Genomic DNA, 24,313 nt, shown 5'->3' with positions numbered 1-24,313 from the left:
TTCGTTGTAAGAAAAAAAGAATATATTTGAAATTATAAATAATACGCAATTATAAATACAAAAAATTGCGCATAACATGCCATTTTAGAATAAAACTAGTATAGTTTATGCGCCTATAAAATAGTTAGGCGCAAGTAAAAATCACTACACCGAAAAGTATGGAATTAGAAGAAATATTTAATGAATATATCCTTAAATCAGAACAGCTTATTATTACTAAAAGGTCAATGAATGATATTGCTCAAAATGAAATAAAGAATTTGAATCAAAAAAAAGAAAAAGAGCAAGACATAACAGGAAATAAAAATTCTACTCACTCAATGGATTTCTTTTTTATTCAAGATGTTAAAAGTGGTGAAACAACAAGGTATAAAAATATAAGAAGCACCGTTGATGAGAAGATTAAGCAAATAGTGCTTCAGAAAAACAAACAATACCAATGGATATTATCAGAATCATTTGAGATATTTAGAGAATTTCTTATAAAATCTTACGCATATTTAGGTTATAAAGATAAGAATATTTGGCCACTCAAAGATTATGGAAGCATTATCCTGTCTGAAATTGAAAACAAAGACTATTCATTCTTTTTAGAACAAACAAAAACAAAAAGAGATGTTCCTGAAAGCATACTCAATATTTTTCGAAATACCTTTCCCGAATACAAAAAACTTGAAACCTGCAATAAATTAGATGTAAACTTAAATTTAGAAATAAATCTAATTGAACATTTTCGTCACATAATAGTTCATTGCGGAGGAAAGACAGATGAAAAACATAAACTGATAGAAAAGATTATAAAAAAATCAGGTTTATGGAATAATGGAAAATATGATTCAAAACATTATGACTTTATATCTTCATTTTTCCGATTAAAAGAATCGAATGATATAATTCTATTAGAAATTGAGTCAAATAATCAAGATGGTTTTCCTAATAAATATTATGATGTTTTGAGTGATTTAATGAACTCGCTAAATAGTGTTGCCTACTTAATAGTTAATGAAATAAAAACAATTGTGAAATAATACCAGCGCCTAACAGCCACTACAACGGATTTGGGCAATAGGCTTAATGGGAAGTTGGTTTTGTATTTGGGATGTTCCCAACTAGCGCTCGTTTGTCCTCACAACTGGTGCTCGTCTGCGACGAGTACCTACTTAAAATTGGAAAAAGAAATCGTAGCGTTTGCAACGCGGTTAGCTAAAATAATAGTGAATTGAGAATAGTTGTAGTTTTAAAAAAAACATATAGTATTAAAAATCTGCCCGTCTGGCGTTCGTTTGTATTCATGATTGACTTTCGTTGCAAATGAGTCCTGTGAGGGAAAATTTAAATGAAGACAAATAAAAAATGAAAAAACCAGCGATATTAATAATTATCCTCTTGAGTGTAATTATATGTGGAATTGGATTACGAGGAAAAATATCAGGTAAAAAATTCGATTCGCATAAATGGAAGACAACCAAATTGGAAAACGAGAATGATTTATCTTTACGTTGGGATATGATGAATAGTTTGAGGAGTGATTACAAACTAGTTGGAATGTCTAAAAATGAAATTATCAAATTACTTGGAAAACCTGACAGTAGTTTTTCAACTCCTAAAACATTCAGATATTTTTTGGGATATGCACATTCGGGAATTGACACAGGTAGTTTAATAATAGAGTTTAAAAATGAAAGTGTAGTAAACTATTTAGTTACTAAAGGGTAGTCCCAACTGGCCCTCGTTTGTCTACACAACTGGTGCTCGTCTGCGACGAGTACCTACTTAAAATTGGAAAAGAAATCGTAGCGTTTGCAACGCGGTTAGCTAAAATAATAGTGAATTAAGAATAGTTGTAGTTTTAAAAAAGCAATGTCAGAGAAATACAAAGTTATTGATAGTACCGTACCTACTTTTGTTACAATAACTATTGTAGATTGGGTTGATTTATTGGTTCGTCCTATTTATTGTAATATCATAGATGATTCCTTGAACTATTGTATTAAGGAGAAAGGTTTAAGTGTACATGCTTATGTGTATATGTCGAGTCATATTCACTTAATTGTATCAGCTTTTGATGGTGAATTGCAGAATGTTATTCGTGATTTTAAAAAATTCACATCCAAAAAATTGATAGATGCTATTCAAGAATATCCTGAAAGCAGACGGGAATGGCTTTTGCGTAAATTTAGTTTTGAAGCTCAAAAATCAGGAAGAGCTAAAAATTTTAAAGTATGGCAGGATGGATTTCATCCCGTTATTTTAGATACTTTAGAAAAAATAGAGCAACGGGTAAATTATATTCATTATAATCCCGTAGATGCTGAAATAGTTTTTCATGAAAGAGATTATGTGAATAGTAGTTATAGGAATTATGAGGAAGATAACAAGGTGTTTTGTAATGTAAATGTAGAACCTTTGTGGTGATGTGCTAATGAGTCGCGTTGCAAACGCTTTGATTTGTTTTCATAATTAAAGTAGGTACTCGTCGCAGACGAGCACCAGTGGGGGGGGTATGTGAATAGTAGTTATAGGAATTATGAAGAAGATAACAAGGTGTTTTGTAATATAAATGTAGAGCCTTTGTGGTGATGTGCTAATGAGTCGCGTTGCAAACGCTTTGATTCGTTTTCATAATTAAAGTAGGTACTCGTCGCAGACGAGCACCAGAGGGGCTTTGTATGGTTTTGTCATTTATATAAAGTAGTTGTAGCACATTTGAAAAACTGAAATCTTGTATGGAAAAAGTAATAATAGTTGGTAGTTCGAGAAACGATGGAGATGCTGCAAACCTAACAAAGCAACTGATTGAAAAATCGAAATGGGATTTGGTAAATTTAAATGATTATGAATTTAGCTATTTTGATTACGAACACAATAATCGGAACGATGATTATCTGAGCTTAATGAAAGAAATTATGGGAAAATACGAAACGCTAATTTTTGTAACACCAGTTTATTGGTACTCAATGAGCGGAATAATGAAAGTATTTTTTGACCGATTTACAGACTTATTAACTATAGAGAAAGAGCTTGGACGAAAATTGCGTGGAAAAAAAATGGCTGTAATGAGTTGCTCAATCGGAGAAAACCTTGGAGAGAATTTTTGGCTTCCATTTTCGGAAACAGCAAAATACTTGGGAATGGAATATATTGGAAACTCACATTTAATAACAGGTCAAAACAACGAAATGAAAATTATTGAATTTATAAAACAGATTGAAAAATGAAAACCCAGGCTCGCGCTAGAAAGGATGTGTTAATGAGTCGCGTTGCAAACGCTTTGATTCGTTTTCATAATTAAAGTAGATACTCGTCACAGACGAGCACCAGAGAGGGTAGTTAGCAGTAATTCCACATATTTACGCTAAAATTGACACCTTCAGCTAACGGAAGAAAGTGAAAATTTAGATGAGCATTAGAAATATAAATAATTGATTTACAAAATATTTAAAAAACGTTAGTTAGAATATAATGACAGTAGAAAACGAAAAACCAAAGACATTTAGATTTACTGTAATAATACCAACTATATTGTGTTTGACAATTGCAGTATTCCTTCAATTAATAATTTTTGAAACTTCACCAAAAGTTGAAGAAAATCTTTTACCTCAATTATACCTTGCCTTCAAAGGTGTGCTAATTGAATGGATTGTTTTAGGATTTCTATTACTAATACTCAATTGGTTTATTTTCGAATTTAATAAGCGTGAAAACTTAAGAAGTTTACTAATCTTTTCTTGTATAGACTTGATTATTTTTATTGTATGGTTTATTATCTACGCAAATAAGTAAGTTAGCGATAATTGCAGATAAAAAAAAAGACAGCCCGACTGGCGCTCGTTTGTCCTCATAACTGGTGCTCGTCTGCGACGAGTACCTACTTTAAATTGGAAAACAAATCGTAGCGTTTGCAACGCGGTTAATGTAAAAATAAACGTCATTAATAAAACAAATTTATTATCGCAGATTACTTTTCTCTGTTATTTTAATCATTCCTTTCGTCTAGTTTTTTTTGATTTTTATTAAAAAACATTTTTTATGAATTGTTTTTTGCCAAATCCCTTTTGTTAAGTTACTTTTGCACCAGTTTTATAAAACTTAATGAAAACGGCATTGAATACGGCTACAAATACATTTTCCCTTAAAACGGTTTTTACGGATTTTAAAGAAATCACTAAAGCAGGATTAGCTATTAGTGTTTTGTTTTCTTCGATTGCGGGTTACCTTTTGGGATTCAGTGAGGAGCATCCTTTTCAGTGGTCGGTTTTGATTATGCTTTGTATCGGTGGTTATTGTATGGTTGGGGCTTCTAATGCCTACAATCAGGTGATTGAAAAAGATATTGACAAATTAATGGATCGAACTAAAAATCGTCCAGTTCCTTCGGGGAGAATGTCTTCAAGAAACGCTTTGATTCTCGCCAGTTTGCTTACTTTGATAGGATTGTCATTGTTGTATATGATTAATCCAAAGTCGGCTATGTTTGGTGCGATTTCAATTTTTTTATACACCAGTGTTTATACACCTTTGAAAACAGTCACTTCGTTGTCGGTTTTTGTGGGAGCTTTTCCAGGAGCGATTCCGTTTATGTTGGGATGGGTAGCGGCTACGGGTGATTTTGGAATTGAAGCAGGGACTTTGTTTTTGATTCAGTTTTTCTGGCAGTTTCCTCATTTTTGGGCTATTGGTTGGTTCTTGTATGAAGATTATGAGAAGGCAGGAATTTTTATGTTGCCTACTGGAAAAAAAGATAAAGGAACAGCTTTGCAAGTTATATTGTATACCGTTTGGTTAATCATTGCATCTTTACTACCTTCACTAGGTTATACAGGGCAACTTTATATAGGGACAATGGCGTCAGTTGCGGTTTTTGTATTAGGTTTGTGGATGTTGTATTATGCGGTGAATTTGTATAAGTTGAGAACGGCAAAAGCGGCTAGAACATTGATGTTAGTTAGTGTTTCGTATATTTCGTTATTGCAATTAGTTTATATAGTAGATAAATTTTTAAGATAGTATGAGTATGACAATGAGTGTTAGTGAACACCAAGCAAGAACGGCGAGATCGTATAAGATGATTTTGTTGTTTGCTATTATTAGTATGGTGATGATGTTTGCGGGACTTACAAGTGCGTTTATCGTGAGTAAGTCAAGAGTAGATTGGTTGAAGGATTTTAGTTTTCCTTCTGCTTTTTTTGGAAGTACAGCGGTGATTGTTGCTTGTAGTGTGGCGATTCATTTGGCTAAAAAAGCGATTCAAAAAGACAATCGTCAACAGACAACGGTATTTTTATTGGCTACCTTAGTTTTAGGGTTATTGTTTGTAGCTTTGCAATTTCTAGGTTTTTCACAGCTTATCGAAATGGGATATTATCCTACGGGGGCTTCGAGTGTTATTACGACTACATTTTTGTACGTAATCGCTTTTGTGCACCTGTTACACCTAGCGGGAGGGCTAATTTCATTATTAATTGTAATTTATAATCATTTTAAACAAAAATACAATTCAACTCAAACTCTTGGTATAGAACTAGCTGCGATGTATTGGCATTTTCTAGATTTATTGTGGGTGTGTTTATTTGTATTTTTATATTTCTTTAAATAAGAAAAAAACGTAAATTTGGAAACTTTTTAACGAATAACTTTTATGGGAGCGACAGTTACTACTGCAAATAGTCAAGACAAAACATGGGGAGGCGGCGCTAACGAGCCAATGGGAGCCAGTTATGGTAAATTAATGATGTGGTTTTTTATCCTATCAGATGCTTTAACATTCTCGGGATTTTTAGGAGCCTACGGTTTTTCTAGATTTAAATTTATTGAAACTTGGCCATTGGCCGATGAAGTGTTTACACACTTTCCATTTTTACATGGGGTATCTGCTCCTATGTATTATGTAGCATTAATGACTTTTATTTTGATTTTCTCTTCTGTGACAATGGTTTTGGCTGTTGATGCAGGACATCAATTGAAGAAAAACAAAGTTGCTGTCTATATGTTTTTAACTATCATTGGTGGTTTTATTTTCGTTGGTTCTCAAGCTTGGGAATGGAAAAATTTCATCAAAGGTGAGTATGGAGCTATCGAAACTCAAGGAGGTAGCTTGTTGCAATTTGTAGACAAAGAAGGAAAGCGTGTTGCTTTGGCTGATTTTGCTGCAACTTTGCCTGAAACAAGAGAAAGACATGCTTCGAATAAAGGAGCTTGGTTTGTAAGCGAACCAGAATTGCCTTCTTATTCTGTTGAAGAAATTCAAGCAGGTTTCAAAGCACATCCAGATTTGTTAATTAGAACTGAGGTTATTTATGAAGCTGATGCAGCTTCTGTAGCTGATCCTAAAATCAATCACGATTTAACTAAAATCAAAAACAAAACTATTTTGACAAGAGCTGAGTCTGAATTAAGATTGAGTCAGGCAAAATATGTTGTTGAAGGTGCAAATTTGATTAGAAACGAATATGGTAGCAAATTATTTGCTGACTTCTTCTTCTTTATTACTGGATTCCACGGTTTCCACGTATTTTCAGGAGTAATCATCAATATTATCATTTTCTTTAATGTTTTATTAGGAACGTACGAAAAACGTAAAAGCTATGAAATGGTTGAAAAAGTGGGGTTATACTGGCACTTTGTAGATTTAGTTTGGGTATTCGTATTTACAGTTTTCTATCTAGTTTAATTTTTTAAAAATAGTATTATGTCACACGCACATGAATCAAATACAGCTGCTATCTGGAAAGTTTTCGGAATTTTATCTGCAGTTACCATTGTAGAGGTGTTTTTGGGTATTTATAAGCCAGATGCATTATTCTTGAATCATTTCTTAGGGATGAATTTATTAAACTGGGTTTTTTATATTTTAACGATTTTTAAAGCTTACTATATTGTGTGGTCTTTCATGCACATGGGTGGAGAAAAAAGTAGTTTAAGATGGTCAGTTGTTTCGCCATTGATTTTCTTAGTTTTATATCTGTTATTTATCCTTTTAACTGAAGGAGATTATATTTATGGGGTTTTTAAAGATTCAACAATTAAGTGGAATTTTTAACACTATATTAATTCAAACTAAAGGTATTCGTTTTTTCGGATACCTTTTTTTTTGCTTACTTTTGTCGTGGCAAACGCTAGTGTTAATTAACTGCTAATTGCTCCGTCAATTCGCTAAAGTTCTGGTCGCTGATTTTTAACCCAATTTATTTTTAGGTGTTTAATTTGTGTCAATACCACTAATAATCGGTGTATTAGTATTAGTTTTAAAAAAAAAAAATTGCGAATTAGCGGTTGTAAAAAATTATGCGTTGTCATATTTACCTTTGTCCTTTTAAAGATTGCTTTCAATGAAAAAAAATATTGTTCTTTTTATCCTTTTTGTACTTCCAATTGTTGCCTATCTTTTTTTTGCTTCGGGGGTTAATAGTTTTACAAAATTGCCTGTAGTTTCAGCAAAAGTTCCTGATTTAGGAAAATGGGAGTCACTTAGAGGAGAAACAGTAAGTTTAGAGGGTAAAATCACCATTCTTGGTTTTGGAGGTTCTGAAATTGTAAAAAACAGAGGGAATCTTTTTAATCTAAATGAAAAAATATACCAACGCTATCATACGTTCAAGGATTTACAATTTGTAATGGTTTGTCCTAGTGGTACAGAGGAAAGTATTAAGAATATTTTGGATGCTCTGGATGAATTCACCGATGTTTCGAACTGGCATTTTGTATTTACCTCACCAGAAAACATCAATAATTACTATAGTCAACTGGGTTTAAAAGGAACTTTGGATGCTCATTCTGGAACTTCAAATGTTTTTATTATCGATAAAGAACGCAATATCCGTGGGCGAAATGGTTCAGACGAATATAAAGAAAGTTATAATACTTTTCATCCGGCAGAATTGAGTAACGAAATGCTAGACGATTTCAAAATTTTACTTTACGAATATCGTGCTGCTCTAAAGAAGAATAATAATGCTTCCAAGCAACTTTAATTTGTTATTATGTTTAAAAATAAATCCTATATAGGAATTTCATTTATCATTTTGATTTTCGGAATTTATGCCGTTCCTAAAATTGTTGAAAGACTCCAATCTGGTGATGTGGTCAAAGGGAACAGATTAGATAAGGTAAACTCGCTTTCTGATGCTGATGATAAATTAGTTGAAATTGGACCAGCGCCAAAGTTTGAGTTAGTGAATCAAGATAATATTAAGATTAGTAATAAAGATTTTGAGGGTAAGGTGTATGTGTTGGAATTTTTCTTTACAACCTGTCCTTCCATTTGTCCAAAGATGAATCAAAGTATGTTGATTCTTCAGGATAAATTTTTTGGAAATCCTAATTTTGGAATTGCTTCTATAACCATCGATCCTGCACATGATACTGCCGAAGTTTTAAAGTCACATGCTGAGTTATTAGGAGTGAAATCATCCAACTGGCATTTTTTAACAGGCGATAAATCAGAAATTATGAGTCTGGCTAATAAAGGTTTTAATCTTTATGCTGCCGAAAATGATAAAGTAGCTGGTGGTTTTGAACATTCGGGACTTTTTGCTTTGATTGATAAAAAAGGGAATATTCGCTGTCGTAAGGATGAATTTGGAAATCCTATTTTGTATTATGATGGATTAGAAAAAAGCGGAGTTAGAGACATACAACAAGATATTAGCATATTACTAGGAGAATAATAATAAGGAAATGAAAAATCAAGATTTAGAACAAAAATATAATAAGTGGATTGTTGTTTTATCTGTTACAATCCCATTAGTCGTTGCTTTGTTGTTTGGTGTTAATTTACGTAAGTTGGGCTATGATGTAGAACCTTTGTCTTTTTTACCGCCTATTTATGCAATTGTAAATGGAATTACAGCAGTTGTTTTGGTTTTAGCGGTTATGGCTATTAAAAAAGGAAACCGTCGCTTACACGAGAATTTAATGAAAACTGCAATAGCTTGTTCGATTGCTTTTCTTGGAATGTATGTGGCTTATCATATGACATCTGATTCAACAAAATTCGGTGGAGAAGGATTGATTAAATATGTGTATTATTTTATTCTAATCACACATATTATTTTGTCTGTCGTTATTATTCCTTTGGTTTTGATTACTTATGTTAGAGCCTTAGCACAAGTTTTTGACAAACATAAAAAAATAGCTAAGATTACTTTTCCTATTTGGTTGTATGTTGCTTTAACGGGAGTGATTGTTTATTTAATGATAGCTCCTTATTATGCTTACTAAAGTTAGAAGACATAAGTTAGAAGTTAGAAGTAGAAACGGTAAAGTGAAAATTTCAAATACCAAATATAAATCTGTTCTGTTTGGAATTTGTTTTTTGTTTATTGAAATTTCCTCATATGCTCAATGTGCGATGTGTAGGGCTGCGTTGGCTGGCGATGCTAACAACGCTCAAGCCGAAGCAGTAAATGATGGAATCGTTTATTTAATGGCTATTCCTTATTTGTTAGTAGCAGGAATTGGATATGCGGTTTATAGAATGAGAAAAAATAAAAAGTAGCACTTTATATAGTTTGTAAATTAATTTTAAAGAATGAGCTTTTGTTCATCTCGCCAATAGTCGCTAAGTAAATTTTGGCCACAGATTAAAAGGATTAATCTGTGTTAATCTTTTTAATTCTATCTAACTCTTTGTCTAAATGTGTGTTTATCAAATATTTCTATTAAAAAAAATCTGTGTAAATCTGCGTGCAAAAAATAAGCACGCAGATTTGGCAGATTTTTGCAGATAATAATTTTGATATTAATTAGAAATTTGTGTAATTCAATTTAATACATTTTTGATTTTGTGCTAATTTGTGTAATTTGTGGTCTTTTTCCAAGTTAGCAACTCTTTGTCAAAGTCCGACCACTTTCTTTAAATCTGTGGCTAATTAAATTTTTAAAGAAGCAGTTTTTTATTTGGCTTGAAAAATGTATTTGCTTACAGTTAATTCAGTAGTTTTTTATTTCAATCCGTTAACACTGATATTTATAGCCCCATTAATTTTTAAGAAAGCAAGGATGGCGTTATTAGTCAACTGTATTTTTTCAAACTGAATATCCTCGGTTTTTCCATTCACATAAACTCCTGTCATTGGGGAGTAATTGTTAAGGTAAGTCATAATAGATTTTTTCCCTTCGTCTAAATTAGGCTTGATGGAATAGCGACAACTTTCTTGTATTTTCTTCAAAATGATTCCTTGGGCAAGCCAATTGGCAGTTCTCATTATTTTACTTTTTGTGTCAAAAACATAATCCAAATTGTCAAAGTATATTTCTTTTTTTTCTTCATTGTATTTAGGAAGTCCAGCCAAGTAAATAGTGCCATTAACAGAACCTAATACATCTAGTGCGACCACCATTTTGCCGTTTTTGTGCCAAATATTGACGTCTTTTACTTTTATCTTTTTACTTCCTGACCCAAATTCTTGTCCTGAAAAATTCTTTGTCATTATTTTGGACGCATCATAATAGCTTGATACGGCAATAATATTTGCGGTAATTTGGTTCGGAATTTTAGTAACTGCTTTTAATACTATTTTGGAGGCGTCAAATTTTGTTTCTGGTTTAACACCAATAAGCGTTTCCATATTGCATTTTAATCCCATATCAAGTAGGAAAGAATCGTTTTTTAACTTAGCATCACTAGCATATATTTCAATCGGATTAATTCGCAACCAACTTTCATAAGCTTCGTTCATTTGAAATGGTTGGCTTATTTTTTCAATGGCTGAAATTACATTCGGTTTAAAATCCATCGCTTTTTCTATGGCTTCATCAATTTTTGTTTCAATCTTAGTTTTGAATAGTTTCAAAGCAGGATTTATGATATAGGTAATGGGCATGTTTTTTCCGAAGATAGTCATTGTCGGACTTTCGTTCCAGTCTAGCGATTTGAATTCGGTTTTTGTTTTTAGTCTCCAGTTTGTCAACGCTACGTTGCTTGATAAAGTAATTTGTCCGTTTAGATTAAACTCGCGGATGTCGTACATTTCAATCCCTAGTTTTTTTGTGCCTATTCGGTATTTTATTAATGCTTTTAAAGGTAAAATAGTAGTTATTTTGTTGCTTGATGAGGCGTTTTCGTTTAAGATACGTATTGGGGCTAGTTTCCATATTTTTATTTCAATATCATCATCTTCAATGGTATTGTCTTCATATATTAAACCATTTAAATACGAATTAGTTCCGTTTTCAATATCTTTTAATTTAATACTGATAGGTAAATTTATGAAAGATGGGCTGTTTTCATAAACTATTGGACTGGCGTCATCAGGTTCTGGTTTGAGAGTGGCTATTTTGTTTGTGCTACTGCAGGAAGTTATTATAATACTAGAAATTATAAAAAGAAAAGTTCGAGTGAAATGCCTCATTGTTTATCAGATTTATGCTTTCAAAATTAGCTATTAAATTGATATATTTTGATTTTTAAACACAAATGTTAAGGTCTGTTTTTTCTTTTTTTATCATCAGAAAAATACTATAATTAAATTTTTTGACTTCAGTTTTAGTTATTTTATAAATATTATATCATTGTTTTTAAAGTAATTTCAAGAAAGTAAATTCTTACTTAAAATCTATATTGGGATACTTTGTCGATTTTTACTGTTTTTAATCGTTAGTCGCTTAAATATCACAAAAAGTGCGTGTTATGGTTGATAGAATATTTGTAGATTTGTCAGTTTTTTTGCGCCAAAAAAGTATTGTAATGTTCGTTTAAATAAATATATTGGTGTTTGGACACTTAGATTTTTTGTTTTTTGACGATAAAGATATTGATGATTTTTTTTTAAAACCATTTTGAATTAGTAAGCTTGAAATATCTAAAGACTTATTATTAGGAATAAGATATTTTGTTGGTTTTAACTTCCGTTTAGTTTTCTAAACGGAAGTTTTTTTTTCTCATTTAGTTTTTTGTTAAATTGATTGTATGGGTTTTATTTAAAGATTAGTTCTATAATATCACAAATAGTTAATTTTGTATATTATCTTTGGGTTAGTTCGAATATTAAAGCATGAAAAACCTATTTCAGTCTATTTCGTTTTTAGTTTTTACTTTTAGTTTGACCGTAAATGCACAAACTAAAAGATGGTCTTTGGAGGATTGTGTATTCTACGCTTTAGAGCATAATATTTCTATTCAACAAACAGAATTAGATACACAAACTGCAACCATAGATAAAAAACAAGCCTTTGGAAGTTTTCTACCTTCTTTTAATGCTGCTGCCTCTCATTCTTGGAATATAGGTTTGAATCAAGATATTACTACTGGTATATTACAAAATAAAACTACACAATTTACTTCTGTCAGTGGGACTGTTGGTATAGATATTTATAAGGGATTGCAAAATCAAAATGCGCTTAGGAAATCAAATCTTTCAATTATAGCGGCACAATATCAGTTGGTAAAGATGAAAGAAGATATTGCTTTGAATGTTGCGAACGCTTATTTGCAGGTTCTTTTTAATATTGAAAATTTAAAAGTACAAAAAGAGCAACTCCGTATTGATGAGCAGCAGTTGATGCGTACTCAGGAATTAGTAAAAGAAGGGACAATTGCTAGGGGCGAATTGTTAGATGCAAAAGCTACTATTGCGTCAGATAAACAAAGAGTAGTGAATGCGGAAAATTTACTTTTGATTTCAAAATTGAGTTTAGCGCAGTTATTGCAGTTGGATGATTTTATAAATTTTGAAGTGATTGAAGAAGATAGTTTGAAAGTTGATAATAGTATTTTGATGAATACTCCAAATGCTGTTCTAGATGTGGCAAAAGAACAACGAACGGAATTAAAAATTGCGCAAACCAATTTGGCCATAGCCGAAAAAAACTTGGTTATTGCCAAAGGTGGTTTTCAGCCAACTCTAAAAGGATTTTATAATTACAATACGAGAATATCCTATGCGGATATTGCTTTGAGAGATAGTAATGGTGCTATCATAGGAGTGCAAAGTGCTCCGCCATTTTTTGATCAATTTAATGACAACAAAGGGCAGTCTTTTGGGGCGCAATTAAATGTTCCTATTTTTAATGGTTTTACAGTTCGCAATAATGTAGAACGTTCTAAAGTGAATCTTGAAAAATCAAAAATAGCTTTAGAACAGCAAAATTTAGATTTAGAACGAAATGTCTATACAGCATTTACGGATGCAAAAGGGGCTTTACAATCCTATGAGTCGGCTGTAGAAGCGCTTCAAGCTCGAAAAGAGTCTTTTCGTTATGCGCAAGAAAAATTTGAGGTAGGATTAATGAATTCATTTGAGTTGAGTCAGTCACAAATTTTGTTTTCCAATGCCCAATCAGAGGTGTTGAGAACCAAATACGATTATATTTTTAAAATTAAAATATTGGAATTCTATTTTGGAATTCCGATTGTAAAAAAAGAATAAATCATGTCTAAAAGAGCATTATATTATTTGATAGCCATTACAGTAGTGGTGATTGGTGTTTTGTTATTCCTGGTTAATAAGGGGGTAATAGGAAATAGGAATGATGGAAAGGAGGTTGAAATTACTACGGTAGCTCATAATACGATTGTTGAAACAGTTTCGGCAACCGGGAAAATTCAACCTGAAATTGAGGTAAAGATTGCTTCTATGGTTTCAGGAGAAATTATTGCCTTGCCTGTTAAAGAGGGGCAATTGGTTAAGAAAGGGGATTTGTTAGTTAAAATAAATCCTGATTTATATACTTCAAGTTTAAATCGGACGAAGGCAGGGTTGTCTTCTTCCAAATCAAGTTTGGCGCAAACCGAGGCTCAATTCAAAGAGTCGAAGTTGAATTATGAACGAAATAAAACCTTGTTTGAAAAAGGGATAATTTCCAAAGCGGATTGGGATAAGTCGGTAGCTACTTTTGAAGTAGCGAAGGCAACAAAGCAGGCAGCTTATTTTAATGTGCAAAGTGCTTTGGCATCTGTCAATGAGGCTCAAGATAATTTAGGCCGTACTTTGATTTATGCCCCTGCTGATGGTACGATTTCGATGCTTAATGTAGAATTAGGCGAAAGGGTATTAGGAACGCAGCAGATGGCTGGAACAGAGCTATTGCGTGTGGCTAATTTGAATAATATGGAAGTTGAAGTAGATGTCAATGAAAATGATATTGTGAAAATCAAGGAAGGCGATGCTGCTTCGATTGAAGTAGATGCTTATTTGAAAAAGAAATTCAAAGGAGTGGTTACGAGTATTTCAAATTCAGCGAGCAATAGTTTGTCAGCTGATCAGGTGACTAATTTTAAGGTGAAAGTTAGAATTTTAAAAGAATCCTACCAAGATTTATTGGTGGGAAAATCAGCGACTTATTCGCCTTTCAGACCTGGGATGACCGCCACTGTCGATATTGTGACAAAAACAAAACCAAATGTATTGAATGTCCCTATTAGTTCAATTGTGGTAAAATCGGATACAACTTCAACTAAAACACTAGAAAAAGATGTGGTCACTGAGAATGATGAAAAACTTGTAAAAAAAGACAAAAAACTGGAATGTGTTTTTGTTAAAGTTAATGATAAAGCTAAAATCCGAATCGTGAAAACAGGTATTCAAGATGATTCAAATATTGAAATACTTAGTGGATTAAAAAAAGGGGAGGTGGTGATTACGGGACCTTATAATACAGTGACCAAAGAATTAAATTCGGGTGACAAAGTGATGTTGAAGAAAAAGAATGAAGATAAATAGTAAGGTAAAATCAATATTTATTAAGTTACGAATTCCTGAATTCCCGGCTTTTTAAAGTTTTATACTTTTCCTCCATTTTAAATTGGATTATATTTGTCCTGTTCTTTTCAAAAAAAAAGTAATAAATGAGTTATATTCTAAATATTGAAACGGCTACCAAAAATTGTTCTGTAGCGCTAGCCAAAGAAGGGCAAACAATTGTCTGTTATGAAACTGCTGAAGAAGGATATTCTCATGCCGAAAAATTACATGTTTTTATAGAGCAAGCTATTAAAGAAGCAGGAATTAGTTATCAGGATTTGTCAGCTATCGCTGTTAGTCAAGGGCCAGGATCGTATACAGGTCTTCGCATCGGTGTTTCGGCGGCCAAAGGTTTGTGTTATGCTTTGAATATTCCCTTAGTTGCAATAGATACTTTAAAGGCACTAGCTTCACAAGTTACTGCTACTGATGGATTGATTGTGCCAATGTTGGATGCTCGAAGAATGGAAGTTTATAATGCTATTTTTACTCCTAATTTGGAAAACAATCGAGCTACTCAAGCGGAGATTATTACTGAAGAATCTTTTAGCGGAATAGGAGATAAAATTTATTTCGTTGGTGATTGTGCGCAAAAATGCAAAACGGTTTTAAATCGTGAAAACTTCATCTTTTTAGAAGAAGTTGTATATCCTTCAGCTAAAGAAATGAGTAAGTTGAGTTTTGAAAAGTTCGTGAATAACGATACGGTTGATGTGGCTTATTTTGAACCTTTTTATTTGAAAGATTTTATGGTGACAACTCCTAAAGCTAAATAATTTTCTAGGAATTGCTAGCAGACTTTTCTTTAACAAATGGTTGAAAAGGAATTCCAGCATTGTCTAATGCATTTTTGCAATTCTCTAGTGTTTCTGTAAAAACAATTCCATAATCAGCATTGTTGGCCCATGGCCTTACCGCAAGTTCAATGGCGCTATCGGTTAGGTTTTTTACAAATACATCTGGCTTTGGATTTTTTAATACATTAGGGTTATTAATTAATAAATCCATTATAATATCCTTAGCTTTTTTAATGTCAGCATCATAGGAAATAGCAAAAGTCAAATCGGCTCTACGACAGCCAAGCATAGAATAGTTGGTGATAATGCCATTCGATAGAATCCCATTTGGAATAAAAACCACCTGATTGTTGGCTGTAATTAATTTGGTTACAAAAATTTGAATTTCACTCACCGTTGCAATCATTCCTTGTGCTTCGATCAAATCCCCGTCTTTAAAGGGTTTAAACATAATAATCAACATTCCGCCTGCAAAATTTGATAAGGAACCCTGAAGTGATAAGCCAACAGCAAGCCCCATTGCTCCTAGAATTGCTACGAAAGAAGAGGTTTCGATGCCTAGTTTTGAAATGAAAGTAATAAATAATAAAACACGTAGTGCCCAAAGAAGAATATCCGCTGTAAATTGCGTCAGAGTTGTGTCGAATTTTCTTTTCAACATTATTTTTCGGACCAATCTATTGATTATTCGGATAGCATATAATCCGATGAAAAGAATAATAAAAGCAGAGATTAGTTTGGGAGAATAGGCAATGATTTCGTTGATTAAATTATTGCTATAGTTGGCGATGTAATTTGGGTCTAATTTCATTTTATTACTAATAAAAAACCTTCTACAAGAGAAGGTTTTGATTTTGTATTTCAAAAGTAAAGATACATTTTTAATATCTAAAACAGTTTTTTGATTTAGATAGACTCTACGTTTAGTCTTTCGTCATTCAACATGCTTTTTAACATGTTTTCAATTCCGCTCTTTAATGTAAATGTAGAAGAAGGACAGCCATTGCAAGCACCTTGAAGAATTACTTTTACCGTTCCAGTTGTTTCGTCATAAGAGTCAAAGGCAATGTTTCCACCATCAGCAGCAACTGCTGGTTTTACAAATTCTTCTAAGATATTGATGATTTTTTGTGACGTTTCATCTAATGAATCAAAATTAGCTTCTTTGGTAGCTTCGTCTTTTATGGTGTTTGGAATGAAATTTTCGTCTAAAACAGTCCCTCCATTTTCAATATATTCTTTGATGAAGGTTCTTAATTCTAATGTAATTTCGTCCCAGCCGATAAAGTCATATTTTGTTACCGAAATATAATTTTCGTCGATAAAAACTTCTTTTACATAGGCATATTTGAATAATTCTTTAGCTAATGGTGAAGCTTCAGTTTGATCGATGTTTTTGAATTCAACAGCGTTCTTTGTCAACATTCTACTTACTACAAATTTTAATGCAGCAGGATTTGGAGTGGTTTCTCCGTATACCGTTATAGGCTGTTTTTTAGGTTTGTTTTCGTCAATATTGATGATAGTACCACCATTGGCGATGAACTCTTCAATTTGTTCAGCAACAGCTTCTTTAACATCGTCCCATTCTACAATGCTAAATTTTTCAATTGCGATGAAATTTCCTGAGATATAAACCGTTTTAACAAAAGGAAGGTAAAACAATTGTTGTGCAAGAGGGGAAGCTTTGGCTTCATCAATGTTTTTGAATTCGAAATTTTCATTTTTTGTAATGAAATCGTCAAGTTCAAATTTTAATATAGTTGGATTTTGTGTTTCTTTAATGAGAACTTTTGTCATGATTAATAAATTTTTACAAATTTACTAAAGTTATTTTCTATGTTTGGTTATATTTGGAATATTATTAAATAAATTAACTTTATTTTATGTTTGTCGAGCAATTGTTTTTTAAGTGATTAAATATACTCATTCAGTAAAAAAAAATATTTTCTATGTTTTCAAAAATTAAGATTGTTTTAGTATTGTTCTTGATAACTAGTTATTCCTTTGCTCAAGAAGGAATTGCAGTTTATTCAGATTATTTATCCGACAATTACTATTTAATTCATCCGTCAATGGCTGGTGCGGCAAATTGTGCCAAAGTAAGGTTGACAGCTCGTAAACAATGGTTTGGGCAAAATGATGCTCCAGAACTTCAAACATTGAGTTTTAATGGGAGAGTAAGTGAGAAGGCTGGTGCGGGTATTATATTGTTTAATGATAAAAATGGCTATCATTCTCAAAAAGGAATTAAGCTAACCTATGCGTATCATTTAATGTTTTCGAGAGATGAAGTTGATTTGAATCAATTGTCTTTTGGTATTAGTGCTGGTTTGATTCAGAGTCAATTAGATGAGACTTCGTTTAGAAATTCGTCACAGTTTGATCCCATTATTAACGGAACAATTGTACAAAAGGATTCTTATCCTAATTTTGACATAGGGGCATCCTATAATTACTTAGATTTTTATGCTCATGCTACTATCAAGAATTTAATGGAAACAAGAAGAGATATTTATACCGAATTTGAAAGTGATAATCTTAGAAAATATCTTTTAAGTGCAGGATATATTTTTGGGAACGAGGATGCCATTTTATGGGAGCCATCGGTTTTACTTCAGTATACTGATAAAACAAAAGAAAAATCTTTTGATTTGAATATTAAGGCATATAAAGCGATGGATTTTGGAACCCTTTGGGGCGGTTTATCTTATCGAAGAAGTATTGATGCTCTAAATTCTTCGCAGCATCTACAATATATAACTCCAATTGTGGGGCTTAATTATAATAACTTCATGTTTGCTTATACTTATTCTCATCTTTCGGGTGCGGTTAAGTTTGATAATGGAGGATATCATCAAATTACTTTAGGGTTGAATTTATTCTGCAAGCGTGCTAAGTACGAATGTAAATGTCCTGCAATTAATTAAATTTTATCATTGTTATGTTGATTAAATCGGTTAATGGTAAAACACCACAAATACCAGAGGATTGCTATATTGCCGAAAACGCCACCATTGTAGGTGATGTTGTTTTTGGTGAGTCTTGCAGCGTTTGGTTCAATGCAGTAATCCGTGGTGATGTTAACGCTATTTCCATTGGCAATAAAGTAAATATTCAAGATGGTGCAGTTATTCATTGTACCTATCAAAAATACCCAACAATTATTGGTAACAATGTGTCAATTGGTCATAATGCCATTGTTCATGGCTGTACGATTCAAGATAATGTATTGGTAGGAATGGGAGCGATTGTTATGGATAATTGTATTGTTGAAAGTAATTCAATTGTCGCGGCAGGTGCGGTAGTAACTCAAAATACCGTTATTAGTTCGGGTTCTATTTGGGCAGGTGTTCCAGCTAAGAAAGTAAAAGATATAGATAAATCTAATTTTGCAGGAGAAATTGAACGTATTTCTAATAATTACGTCATGTATTCTAGCTGGTTCAAAGTGGATTGATTTTTTTGCTACTAAATATTTATAAATAGTCTCGGATTAAGTGTTATTTTTCTCTCTAGAAGATAATTGGTTTGTAAAAAGAAGAATTGATAAATGAGAAACTGCTTTATTCGTTAATTTAATTTTAAAACCACATAATAAATTGTTGATAAGCTAAATTATACTTACTTTCACGCAAATATTTTAGCCTTAAAAAATCGACAATGAATAGCTTTGATTGGAAAAATTTAATAGACCCTCTTTTTTATATCCATTTTGATATAAATGGAATAAAAATGGGTATTTATATAGTGTTGTTTATCGTCTTTGCGGAAACAGGGCTTTTTGCAGGATTCTTTTTACCGGGTGATAGTTTGCTTTTTCTTGCAGGTATCTACAATCGTGAATTGATAGAAAATATATTTTTTATTAAAAGTGATTTTGTCAATGTTTTTTTACTATCAACTTTAGTTGGAATTGCTGGGATATTAGGTAATATTATAGGATATTGGTTTGGTGCCAAAAGCGGTTATTATTTGTATAATAAGGAAGATAGTTTTTGGTTTAAAAAGAAATATTTAATTCAATCCAAAGATTTTTTTGAAAGACATGGTGGTAGAGCGATTATATTTGCTCGATTTTTGCCTATTTTCAGAACATTCGCTCCAATTGTAGCGGGTATAGTTACAATGGAAAAGAAAAAATTTATGTTCTTTAATGTAGTGAGCTCTTTTCTTTGGTCGTTTACTTTAATCTTTTCCGGGCATTATTTATATGGATTTTTATTAGAGCAATATCAAATTGATTTGAAAGAACATATAGAGGTAATTGTAATTGGTCTTGTGTTTATAACCTTGTCTCCTGTTTTATTAAAATTTGCTAAAAAATTGCCTTCTCAAGAAGAGTAAGATATATTATAAAGTTTTAATTTATTGAATCCGTCACCAATTATGGGGCGGATTTTTTTGTGAATTCTGATAGTATTTGAGGCTTGATGTAGAAAAAAAGGTAGCGACTTATTGAGTCACTACCTTTTTTAGAGTTTCATTTATCGGTTAGCATTCCTTATTCTAGAACGGGTACTTGTTGAATCTCAGAAATTAATTGACCATCTTCAGAAAATCCTTCTACTAAAACTTGAATTTCTTTTTGTGCACCTCTTGGGAGTTTAAGAGTATAGTTGGCATTTTCTTTAACGGTTATACTAGGTGTCCAATTAAGGGTTCCAAATTGAAAGAATTCTTTTTGGGTTTCGAAAGCAGCGTTTTTAAAGTTAATATCTTTCGTGAACCCAGTAGTTACAATCAATGAAGTGTGCTTTGCTCGGAAATAATCATTTTTACTTCCTCCCTTTTTAAGGAAAATTTGAATAGAGCTACTTGCATTTACAGAAATATTTGAAGAGCCTGTTTTATCAATATAGATTTCATCTACTTCCGAAATATCCATACTAAATAGAAGATTGAGGTCAAACAGTTGGATATTGTCAATAAGAACTGCTGGGGATTCGTTTGAAAAAGAATCTCTCGAACCTCGAATGTAGACGGTGTTTTCTTCAGGGTCTACTCCAGTTCTAAATCCTTGTCGGGAAAGGAAATCTAGTACTGTACCAAAATCTGAATCTTCAATTTTAAAACCATTAGCCATAAGCCCTACTTCATTTGCATGAGTTAAAACCTCTTTTTTGAAAGTGTTTTGGATAGTTACCCCGGCCAGGTTTACGATGTCTTCTTCAAAAGGAGATTTAGCAAATGTGAAATTGTTTTCTGGTTTCTTTTCAATAGGACATACATTTTTCTCAAATTGAAGAGGTAGCATAAATTGACTCTCATTAGGTTTTACACGAGCTTGCATTTTGGTGTATTTTACAATATTCTTTTGGTTGACCATTTGCAAAATGAAAACTGTAGAGTCTTGAGCAAAAAAGTTTTCGAATTTAAAATCTCCATTAGGTTCAATAGTTGTGTCTTCAAAAACATTGTCTTTTAATGAAATGAGTGAAATTTTATATTCCGACTTTGTTCCGACTTCTTTTTCTACTTTGCCACTTATGGTTACTCCTTTGTTGTACGTAAAGTTTATTTTAGGGGGTTTGTTTTTTAAGTTGTCCCATAAGAATTTACTTCTAAGTTGGTTTAGCATTAGTGCTTCCATGTCTTGTTTTCTATTTTCGTTAGTTGGGTCAAAATAGAAGTAATTGTCCTTTATAGGTTTTTCTAAGTAAGCATTAAGATAAAATGTTCCTTGAATCGATTTTTTCTGTTGAATACAATTATTGTTTCCTGGAAGTATACTAATGCTTAAATTGGCCTGTTTTAAATTCGTTTTTCCTGATAAAACAATACTGTCATTTGCAATGGCTTTGGCTTCAAGTGTAGTGATTGGTTTTTCATTACCATAATGGTATACTAGTCTTTCGGTTATTTCATTAAGGTTTTCGTCGATAAGGCGGATGCTGCTTACACCGTTTGCCAAATATTTTTTGTCAAATAACAAAACTTGTTCCGTTTCGTTATTTTTGAAAGTGAATTCTTTTTGAACGGATTGAGCATTTTGGTGAATCAGTAAGATAAACTTTTTATTATTGTATAATTCTAATCCTTTTTCATTGGTTTTTACAGCAACAGCCAGAATGTTTTTTGGTAGGTTATTGTTATAACTCAATGTGATTCCAGTGTCCTTTGTAATAGGTAAAGGTTGGGAGATTTTGAGCTTGTCGTTGGTAACTTTTAGGGTGTAGGTTTCGTTTGTTTCTGGGATGAAATAAAAAATTCCATTCCCCATTTTGTTTGTATTAAAACGAGAAATCTCATTGGATTTAGAATCTAATATGAGTATGTCTTGTAATTCGATACCTTTTTGATTGCAATCTACTATTTTGACACCTACAGTATTGCTTATCTGGTCGATAATATTGCCTCCTTCAGGGAAGATTGATACTGTTGCAGTTTTCCAATTAGGTTCATTAGATTTTAGGTTGTAAGGTTCGTCTTTGTTAATGATTTCAACAGCTTGAGTAAAGGAGTCATCTTCATTAAAATTATTCATCCAGTTTGTGTAAAAGTGAAAGTGGTAAGTTCCAGATTTGAATTTGTTATTCAAATGGATTCCGCCCGAAAAAGTACCTTTAGTGGTGTAGAGTAATTGTTTTTGAATTATTTGGTCTTGATCATCATAGATTACTAATTGTACATTAGTAGTATTTGCATCAGGGGCATCGTAATTTTTATTTAAAACATAACCTTTAAAAGCGATGTCTTCATTGGTTACATATACATCCTTGTTGAACTGTACATGGATGTTTTCTCTGTCGTATTTGAAATACGTTTCTAAAATGCTTTTAATTTTCTCATGAGTATTTGAGGTGGTCTTGGTTTGAGAGTATGATTGTGCAAACAGTAGCATGCAAAATAAGCTAATATTTAATTTCATAAGGTATAAATGGGTATAGTTTATATTGGTAGTTTTTTTATTTTCAGAGTAAATTTAAATTGATTTAATCGGTTTTCTTGTTAATATAATCTTAATATAATTTATAGTGCTAAAAACTAATAAGGTAAGATGTGTAAAAAGATAAAAGGTTTAAATTTAAAGTTGTTGTTTTTAGGATAAAAAAAAATCCGTTCAATTAGTAAAATTGAACGGATTCTATTATTTAGAAAGAGATGTTATTACATCATTCCTGGCATGCCACCACCGTGAGCATGACCAGCTGGTCCTTCTTCTTTAATATCAATTAAAGCACATTCAGTAGTTAGGATCATTCCAGAAACTGAAGCCGCATTTTCAAGAGCAACGCGAGTTACTTTTTTAGGGTCAATGATACCTGCTTTCAACATATCAACATATTCGTTAGTTTTAGCATTATATCCAAAATCTCCTGAACCTTCAGCTACTTTTGCAACTACTACAGAACCTTCAAGACCAGCGTTTTCAACGATAGTTCTCAATGGAGCTTCGATTGCACGAGATATAATTTGGATTCCTGTAGCTTCATCTGCATTTTCTGCTTTAAGTTCTGCCAAGACAGCTTTTGCTCTCAATAGTGCAACACCACCACCAGCAACAATACCTTCTTCAACAGCAGCGCGAGTAGCGTGTAAAGCATCATCTACGCGGTCTTTTTTCTCTTTCATTTCCACTTCAGAAGCAGCACCTACATATAGTACAGCAACACCTCCAGCTAATTTAGCCAAACGCTCTTGTAATTTTTCTTTGTCATAATCAGAAGTCGTTACTTCCATTTGACCTTTGATTTGGTTCACACGGTTTTTAATCATCTCCGCTTCACCAGCACCACTTACAATGGTTGTGTTGTCTTTGTCGATAGTTACTTTACTACAAGAACCTAACATTTCTAATGTAGTGTTTTCTAAAGTATAACCTCTTTCTTCTGAGATAACAGTTCCACCAGTTAAGATGGCGATATCTTCTAGCATCGCTTTTCTTCTGTCACCAAAACCTGGTGCTTTTACAGCAGCAATTTTCAATGCTCCACGAAGTTTGTTAACTACCAAAGTAGATAATGCTTCACCGTCAACATCTTCAGCAATGATTAATAATGGTTTTCCTGATTGAGCAACTGGTTCAAGAACTGGTAATAATTCTTTTAAAGAAGAAACTTTTTTGTCATACAAAAGGATGTAAGGAGACTCAAGTTCTACTTCCATTTTTTCAGAATTAGTCACAAAATACGGAGAAAGATATCCTCTGTCAAATTGCATTCCCTCAACAACATCAACAAAAGTATCTGTTCCCTTAGCTTCTTCAACAGTGATTACTCCTTCTTTACCTACTTTTGCGAAAGCAGCAGCGATTAATTCACCAATAACTTCGTCGTTGTTTGCAGAGATAGAAGCGATTTGTTTGATTTTATCTGAATCAGAACCTACAACTTTAGCTTGTTTTGCTAAGTCAGCTACGATAGCTTCAACAGCTTTGTCGATTCCTCTTTTTAAGTCCATTGGATTAGCTCCAGCAGCAACGTTTTTTAATCCTTCTTTCACGATAGCTTGTGCTAATACAGTGGCTGTTGTTGTTCCGTCTCCTGCTAAGTCATTGGTTTTAGAAGCAACTTCTTTTACCATTTGAGCTCCCATATTTTCAAGAGCATCTTTCAATTCGATTTCTTTTGCAACAGAAACACCATCTTTAGTTACCGTTGGTCCACCAAATGATTTTCCAATGATTACATTACGACCTTTTGGTCCTAGAGTTACTTTTACTGCATTAGCTAATGCATCCACACCACGTTTTAATCCGTCACGTGCTTCAATATCGAATTTTATATCTTTTGCCATTTTAATTTTTTTGTTTAATGTTTAATGTTTTTTTTGTTTAAAGTTTTATTTCAGGATTCAAAACTTGAAACTTTAAACCTGAAACTTGAAACAATT

The 24,313-nt window shown here is 32.4% G+C and carries 23 protein-coding genes; 18 read left to right on the top strand and 5 right to left on the bottom strand.

Annotated elements, in window-relative coordinates; translation table 11 throughout:
• Positions 1–158: 158 nt before the first annotated feature.
• The 12 genes from SLW70_RS01285 (at position 159) to SLW70_RS01230 (ending at position 9,496) form a co-directional block, all read left to right on the top strand.
• Positions 159–1,028, top strand: a complete 870-nt coding sequence (locus SLW70_RS01285; protein WP_320890090.1) for a hypothetical protein — start codon at positions 159–161, stop codon at positions 1,026–1,028.
• A 325-nt stretch (positions 1,029–1,353) separates the two neighbouring features.
• A complete protein-coding gene (locus tag SLW70_RS01280; RefSeq protein WP_320890089.1) occupies positions 1,354–1,716 on the top strand; it encodes a hypothetical protein in 363 nt (120 codons plus the stop codon).
• Between the two features lie 144 nt (positions 1,717–1,860).
• Positions 1,861–2,415, top strand: a complete 555-nt coding sequence (locus SLW70_RS01275; protein ID WP_320890088.1) for a transposase — start codon at positions 1,861–1,863, stop codon at positions 2,413–2,415.
• A gap of 311 nt (positions 2,416–2,726) precedes the next feature.
• Positions 2,727–3,218, top strand: coding sequence for a flavodoxin family protein (locus tag SLW70_RS01270; protein ID WP_320890087.1), 492 nt, complete (start codon positions 2,727–2,729; stop codon positions 3,216–3,218).
• Positions 3,219–4,104: 886 nt separating this feature from the next.
• Positions 4,105–5,007, top strand: a complete 903-nt coding sequence (gene cyoE, locus SLW70_RS01265) for a heme o synthase (protein WP_320891732.1) — start codon at positions 4,105–4,107, stop codon at positions 5,005–5,007.
• A 1-nt stretch (position 5,008) separates the two neighbouring features.
• A complete protein-coding gene (locus SLW70_RS01260) occupies positions 5,009–5,596 on the top strand; it encodes a heme-copper oxidase subunit III (protein ID WP_320890085.1) in 588 nt (195 codons plus the stop codon).
• 42 nt (positions 5,597–5,638) lie between these two features.
• On the top strand, positions 5,639–6,670 hold the full coding sequence (locus SLW70_RS01255; protein WP_320890083.1) for a cytochrome c oxidase subunit 3: 1,032 nt from the start codon (positions 5,639–5,641) through the stop codon (positions 6,668–6,670).
• An 18-nt stretch (positions 6,671–6,688) separates the two neighbouring features.
• A complete protein-coding gene (locus SLW70_RS01250) occupies positions 6,689–7,039 on the top strand; it encodes a cytochrome C oxidase subunit IV family protein (protein WP_320890082.1) in 351 nt (116 codons plus the stop codon).
• A gap of 289 nt (positions 7,040–7,328) precedes the next feature.
• Positions 7,329–7,970 (top strand): hypothetical protein, encoded by a 642-nt coding sequence (locus SLW70_RS01245; protein ID WP_320890081.1) that lies wholly within the window; start codon positions 7,329–7,331, stop codon positions 7,968–7,970.
• A 9-nt stretch (positions 7,971–7,979) separates the two neighbouring features.
• Complete coding sequence (locus tag SLW70_RS01240; RefSeq protein WP_320890080.1) at positions 7,980–8,666, top strand: SCO family protein; 687 nt, start codon at positions 7,980–7,982, stop codon at positions 8,664–8,666.
• A 10-nt stretch (positions 8,667–8,676) separates the two neighbouring features.
• Positions 8,677–9,219 (top strand): DUF420 domain-containing protein, encoded by a 543-nt coding sequence (locus tag SLW70_RS01235; RefSeq protein ID WP_320890078.1) that lies wholly within the window; start codon positions 8,677–8,679, stop codon positions 9,217–9,219.
• Positions 9,209–9,496 (top strand): hypothetical protein, encoded by a 288-nt coding sequence (locus SLW70_RS01230; RefSeq protein WP_320890077.1) that lies wholly within the window; start codon positions 9,209–9,211, stop codon positions 9,494–9,496. The genes SLW70_RS01235 and SLW70_RS01230 overlap by 11 nt, the downstream gene beginning before the upstream one ends.
• 445 nt (positions 9,497–9,941) lie before the next feature.
• Here the strand turns inward: SLW70_RS01230 and SLW70_RS01225 are convergent, their stop codons facing one another.
• Positions 9,942–11,351 (bottom strand): DUF4403 family protein, encoded by a 1,410-nt coding sequence (locus SLW70_RS01225; protein ID WP_320890076.1) that lies wholly within the window; start codon positions 11,349–11,351, stop codon positions 9,942–9,944.
• A 642-nt stretch (positions 11,352–11,993) separates the two neighbouring features.
• On the opposite strand from SLW70_RS01225, the gene SLW70_RS01220 reads away from it, so the two are divergent.
• From SLW70_RS01220 to tsaB, 3 genes are all read left to right on the top strand, one after another.
• Positions 11,994–13,367 (top strand): TolC family protein, encoded by a 1,374-nt coding sequence (locus SLW70_RS01220; RefSeq protein ID WP_320890075.1) that lies wholly within the window; start codon positions 11,994–11,996, stop codon positions 13,365–13,367.
• 3 nt (positions 13,368–13,370) lie between these two features.
• The gene (locus SLW70_RS01215; RefSeq protein ID WP_320890074.1) at positions 13,371–14,660 is read left to right on the top strand and encodes an efflux RND transporter periplasmic adaptor subunit; all 1,290 of its coding nucleotides are present in this window, start codon (positions 13,371–13,373) and stop codon (positions 14,658–14,660) included.
• A 125-nt stretch (positions 14,661–14,785) separates the two neighbouring features.
• Positions 14,786–15,457, top strand: coding sequence for a tRNA (adenosine(37)-N6)-threonylcarbamoyltransferase complex dimerization subunit type 1 TsaB (gene tsaB / locus SLW70_RS01210; RefSeq protein ID WP_320890073.1), 672 nt, complete (start codon positions 14,786–14,788; stop codon positions 15,455–15,457).
• A 4-nt stretch (positions 15,458–15,461) separates the two neighbouring features.
• Here the strand turns inward: tsaB and SLW70_RS01205 are convergent, their stop codons facing one another.
• The gene (locus SLW70_RS01205) at positions 15,462–16,289 is read right to left on the bottom strand and encodes a mechanosensitive ion channel family protein (protein ID WP_320891731.1); all 828 of its coding nucleotides are present in this window, start codon (positions 16,287–16,289) and stop codon (positions 15,462–15,464) included.
• A 95-nt stretch (positions 16,290–16,384) separates the two neighbouring features.
• Complete coding sequence (locus tag SLW70_RS01200; RefSeq protein WP_320890072.1) at positions 16,385–17,278, bottom strand: NifU family protein; 894 nt, start codon at positions 17,276–17,278, stop codon at positions 16,385–16,387.
• A 152-nt stretch (positions 17,279–17,430) separates the two neighbouring features.
• Here SLW70_RS01200 and SLW70_RS01195 point away from each other — a divergent pair, with 152 nt between their 5' ends.
• The 3 genes from SLW70_RS01195 (at position 17,431) to SLW70_RS01185 (ending at position 19,825) form a co-directional block, all read left to right on the top strand.
• Positions 17,431–18,408: a type IX secretion system membrane protein PorP/SprF gene (locus tag SLW70_RS01195; protein WP_320890071.1), complete on the top strand. Its 978-nt coding sequence runs from the start codon at positions 17,431–17,433 to the stop codon at positions 18,406–18,408.
• 14 nt (positions 18,409–18,422) lie between these two features.
• The gene (locus SLW70_RS01190) at positions 18,423–18,938 is read left to right on the top strand and encodes a gamma carbonic anhydrase family protein (protein WP_320890070.1); all 516 of its coding nucleotides are present in this window, start codon (positions 18,423–18,425) and stop codon (positions 18,936–18,938) included.
• A gap of 203 nt (positions 18,939–19,141) precedes the next feature.
• The gene (locus SLW70_RS01185) at positions 19,142–19,825 is read left to right on the top strand and encodes a DedA family protein (RefSeq protein ID WP_320890069.1); all 684 of its coding nucleotides are present in this window, start codon (positions 19,142–19,144) and stop codon (positions 19,823–19,825) included.
• 157 nt (positions 19,826–19,982) lie between these two features.
• Here the strand turns inward: SLW70_RS01185 and SLW70_RS01180 are convergent, their stop codons facing one another.
• Both SLW70_RS01180 and groL read right to left on the bottom strand, forming a co-directional pair.
• Positions 19,983–22,349: a hypothetical protein gene (locus SLW70_RS01180; protein WP_320890068.1), complete on the bottom strand. Its 2,367-nt coding sequence runs from the start codon at positions 22,347–22,349 to the stop codon at positions 19,983–19,985.
• Positions 22,350–22,588: 239 nt separating this feature from the next.
• On the bottom strand, positions 22,589–24,217 hold the full coding sequence (gene groL, locus SLW70_RS01175) for a chaperonin GroEL (protein WP_320890067.1): 1,629 nt from the start codon (positions 24,215–24,217) through the stop codon (positions 22,589–22,591).
• Positions 24,218–24,313: the final 96 nt, after the last annotated feature.

Source organism: Flavobacterium sp. NG2 (assembly GCF_034119845.1).
Classification (GTDB): Bacteria; Bacteroidota; Bacteroidia; order Flavobacteriales; family Flavobacteriaceae; genus Flavobacterium.
This window is presented reverse-complemented; position numbering and strand designations above follow the sequence as displayed.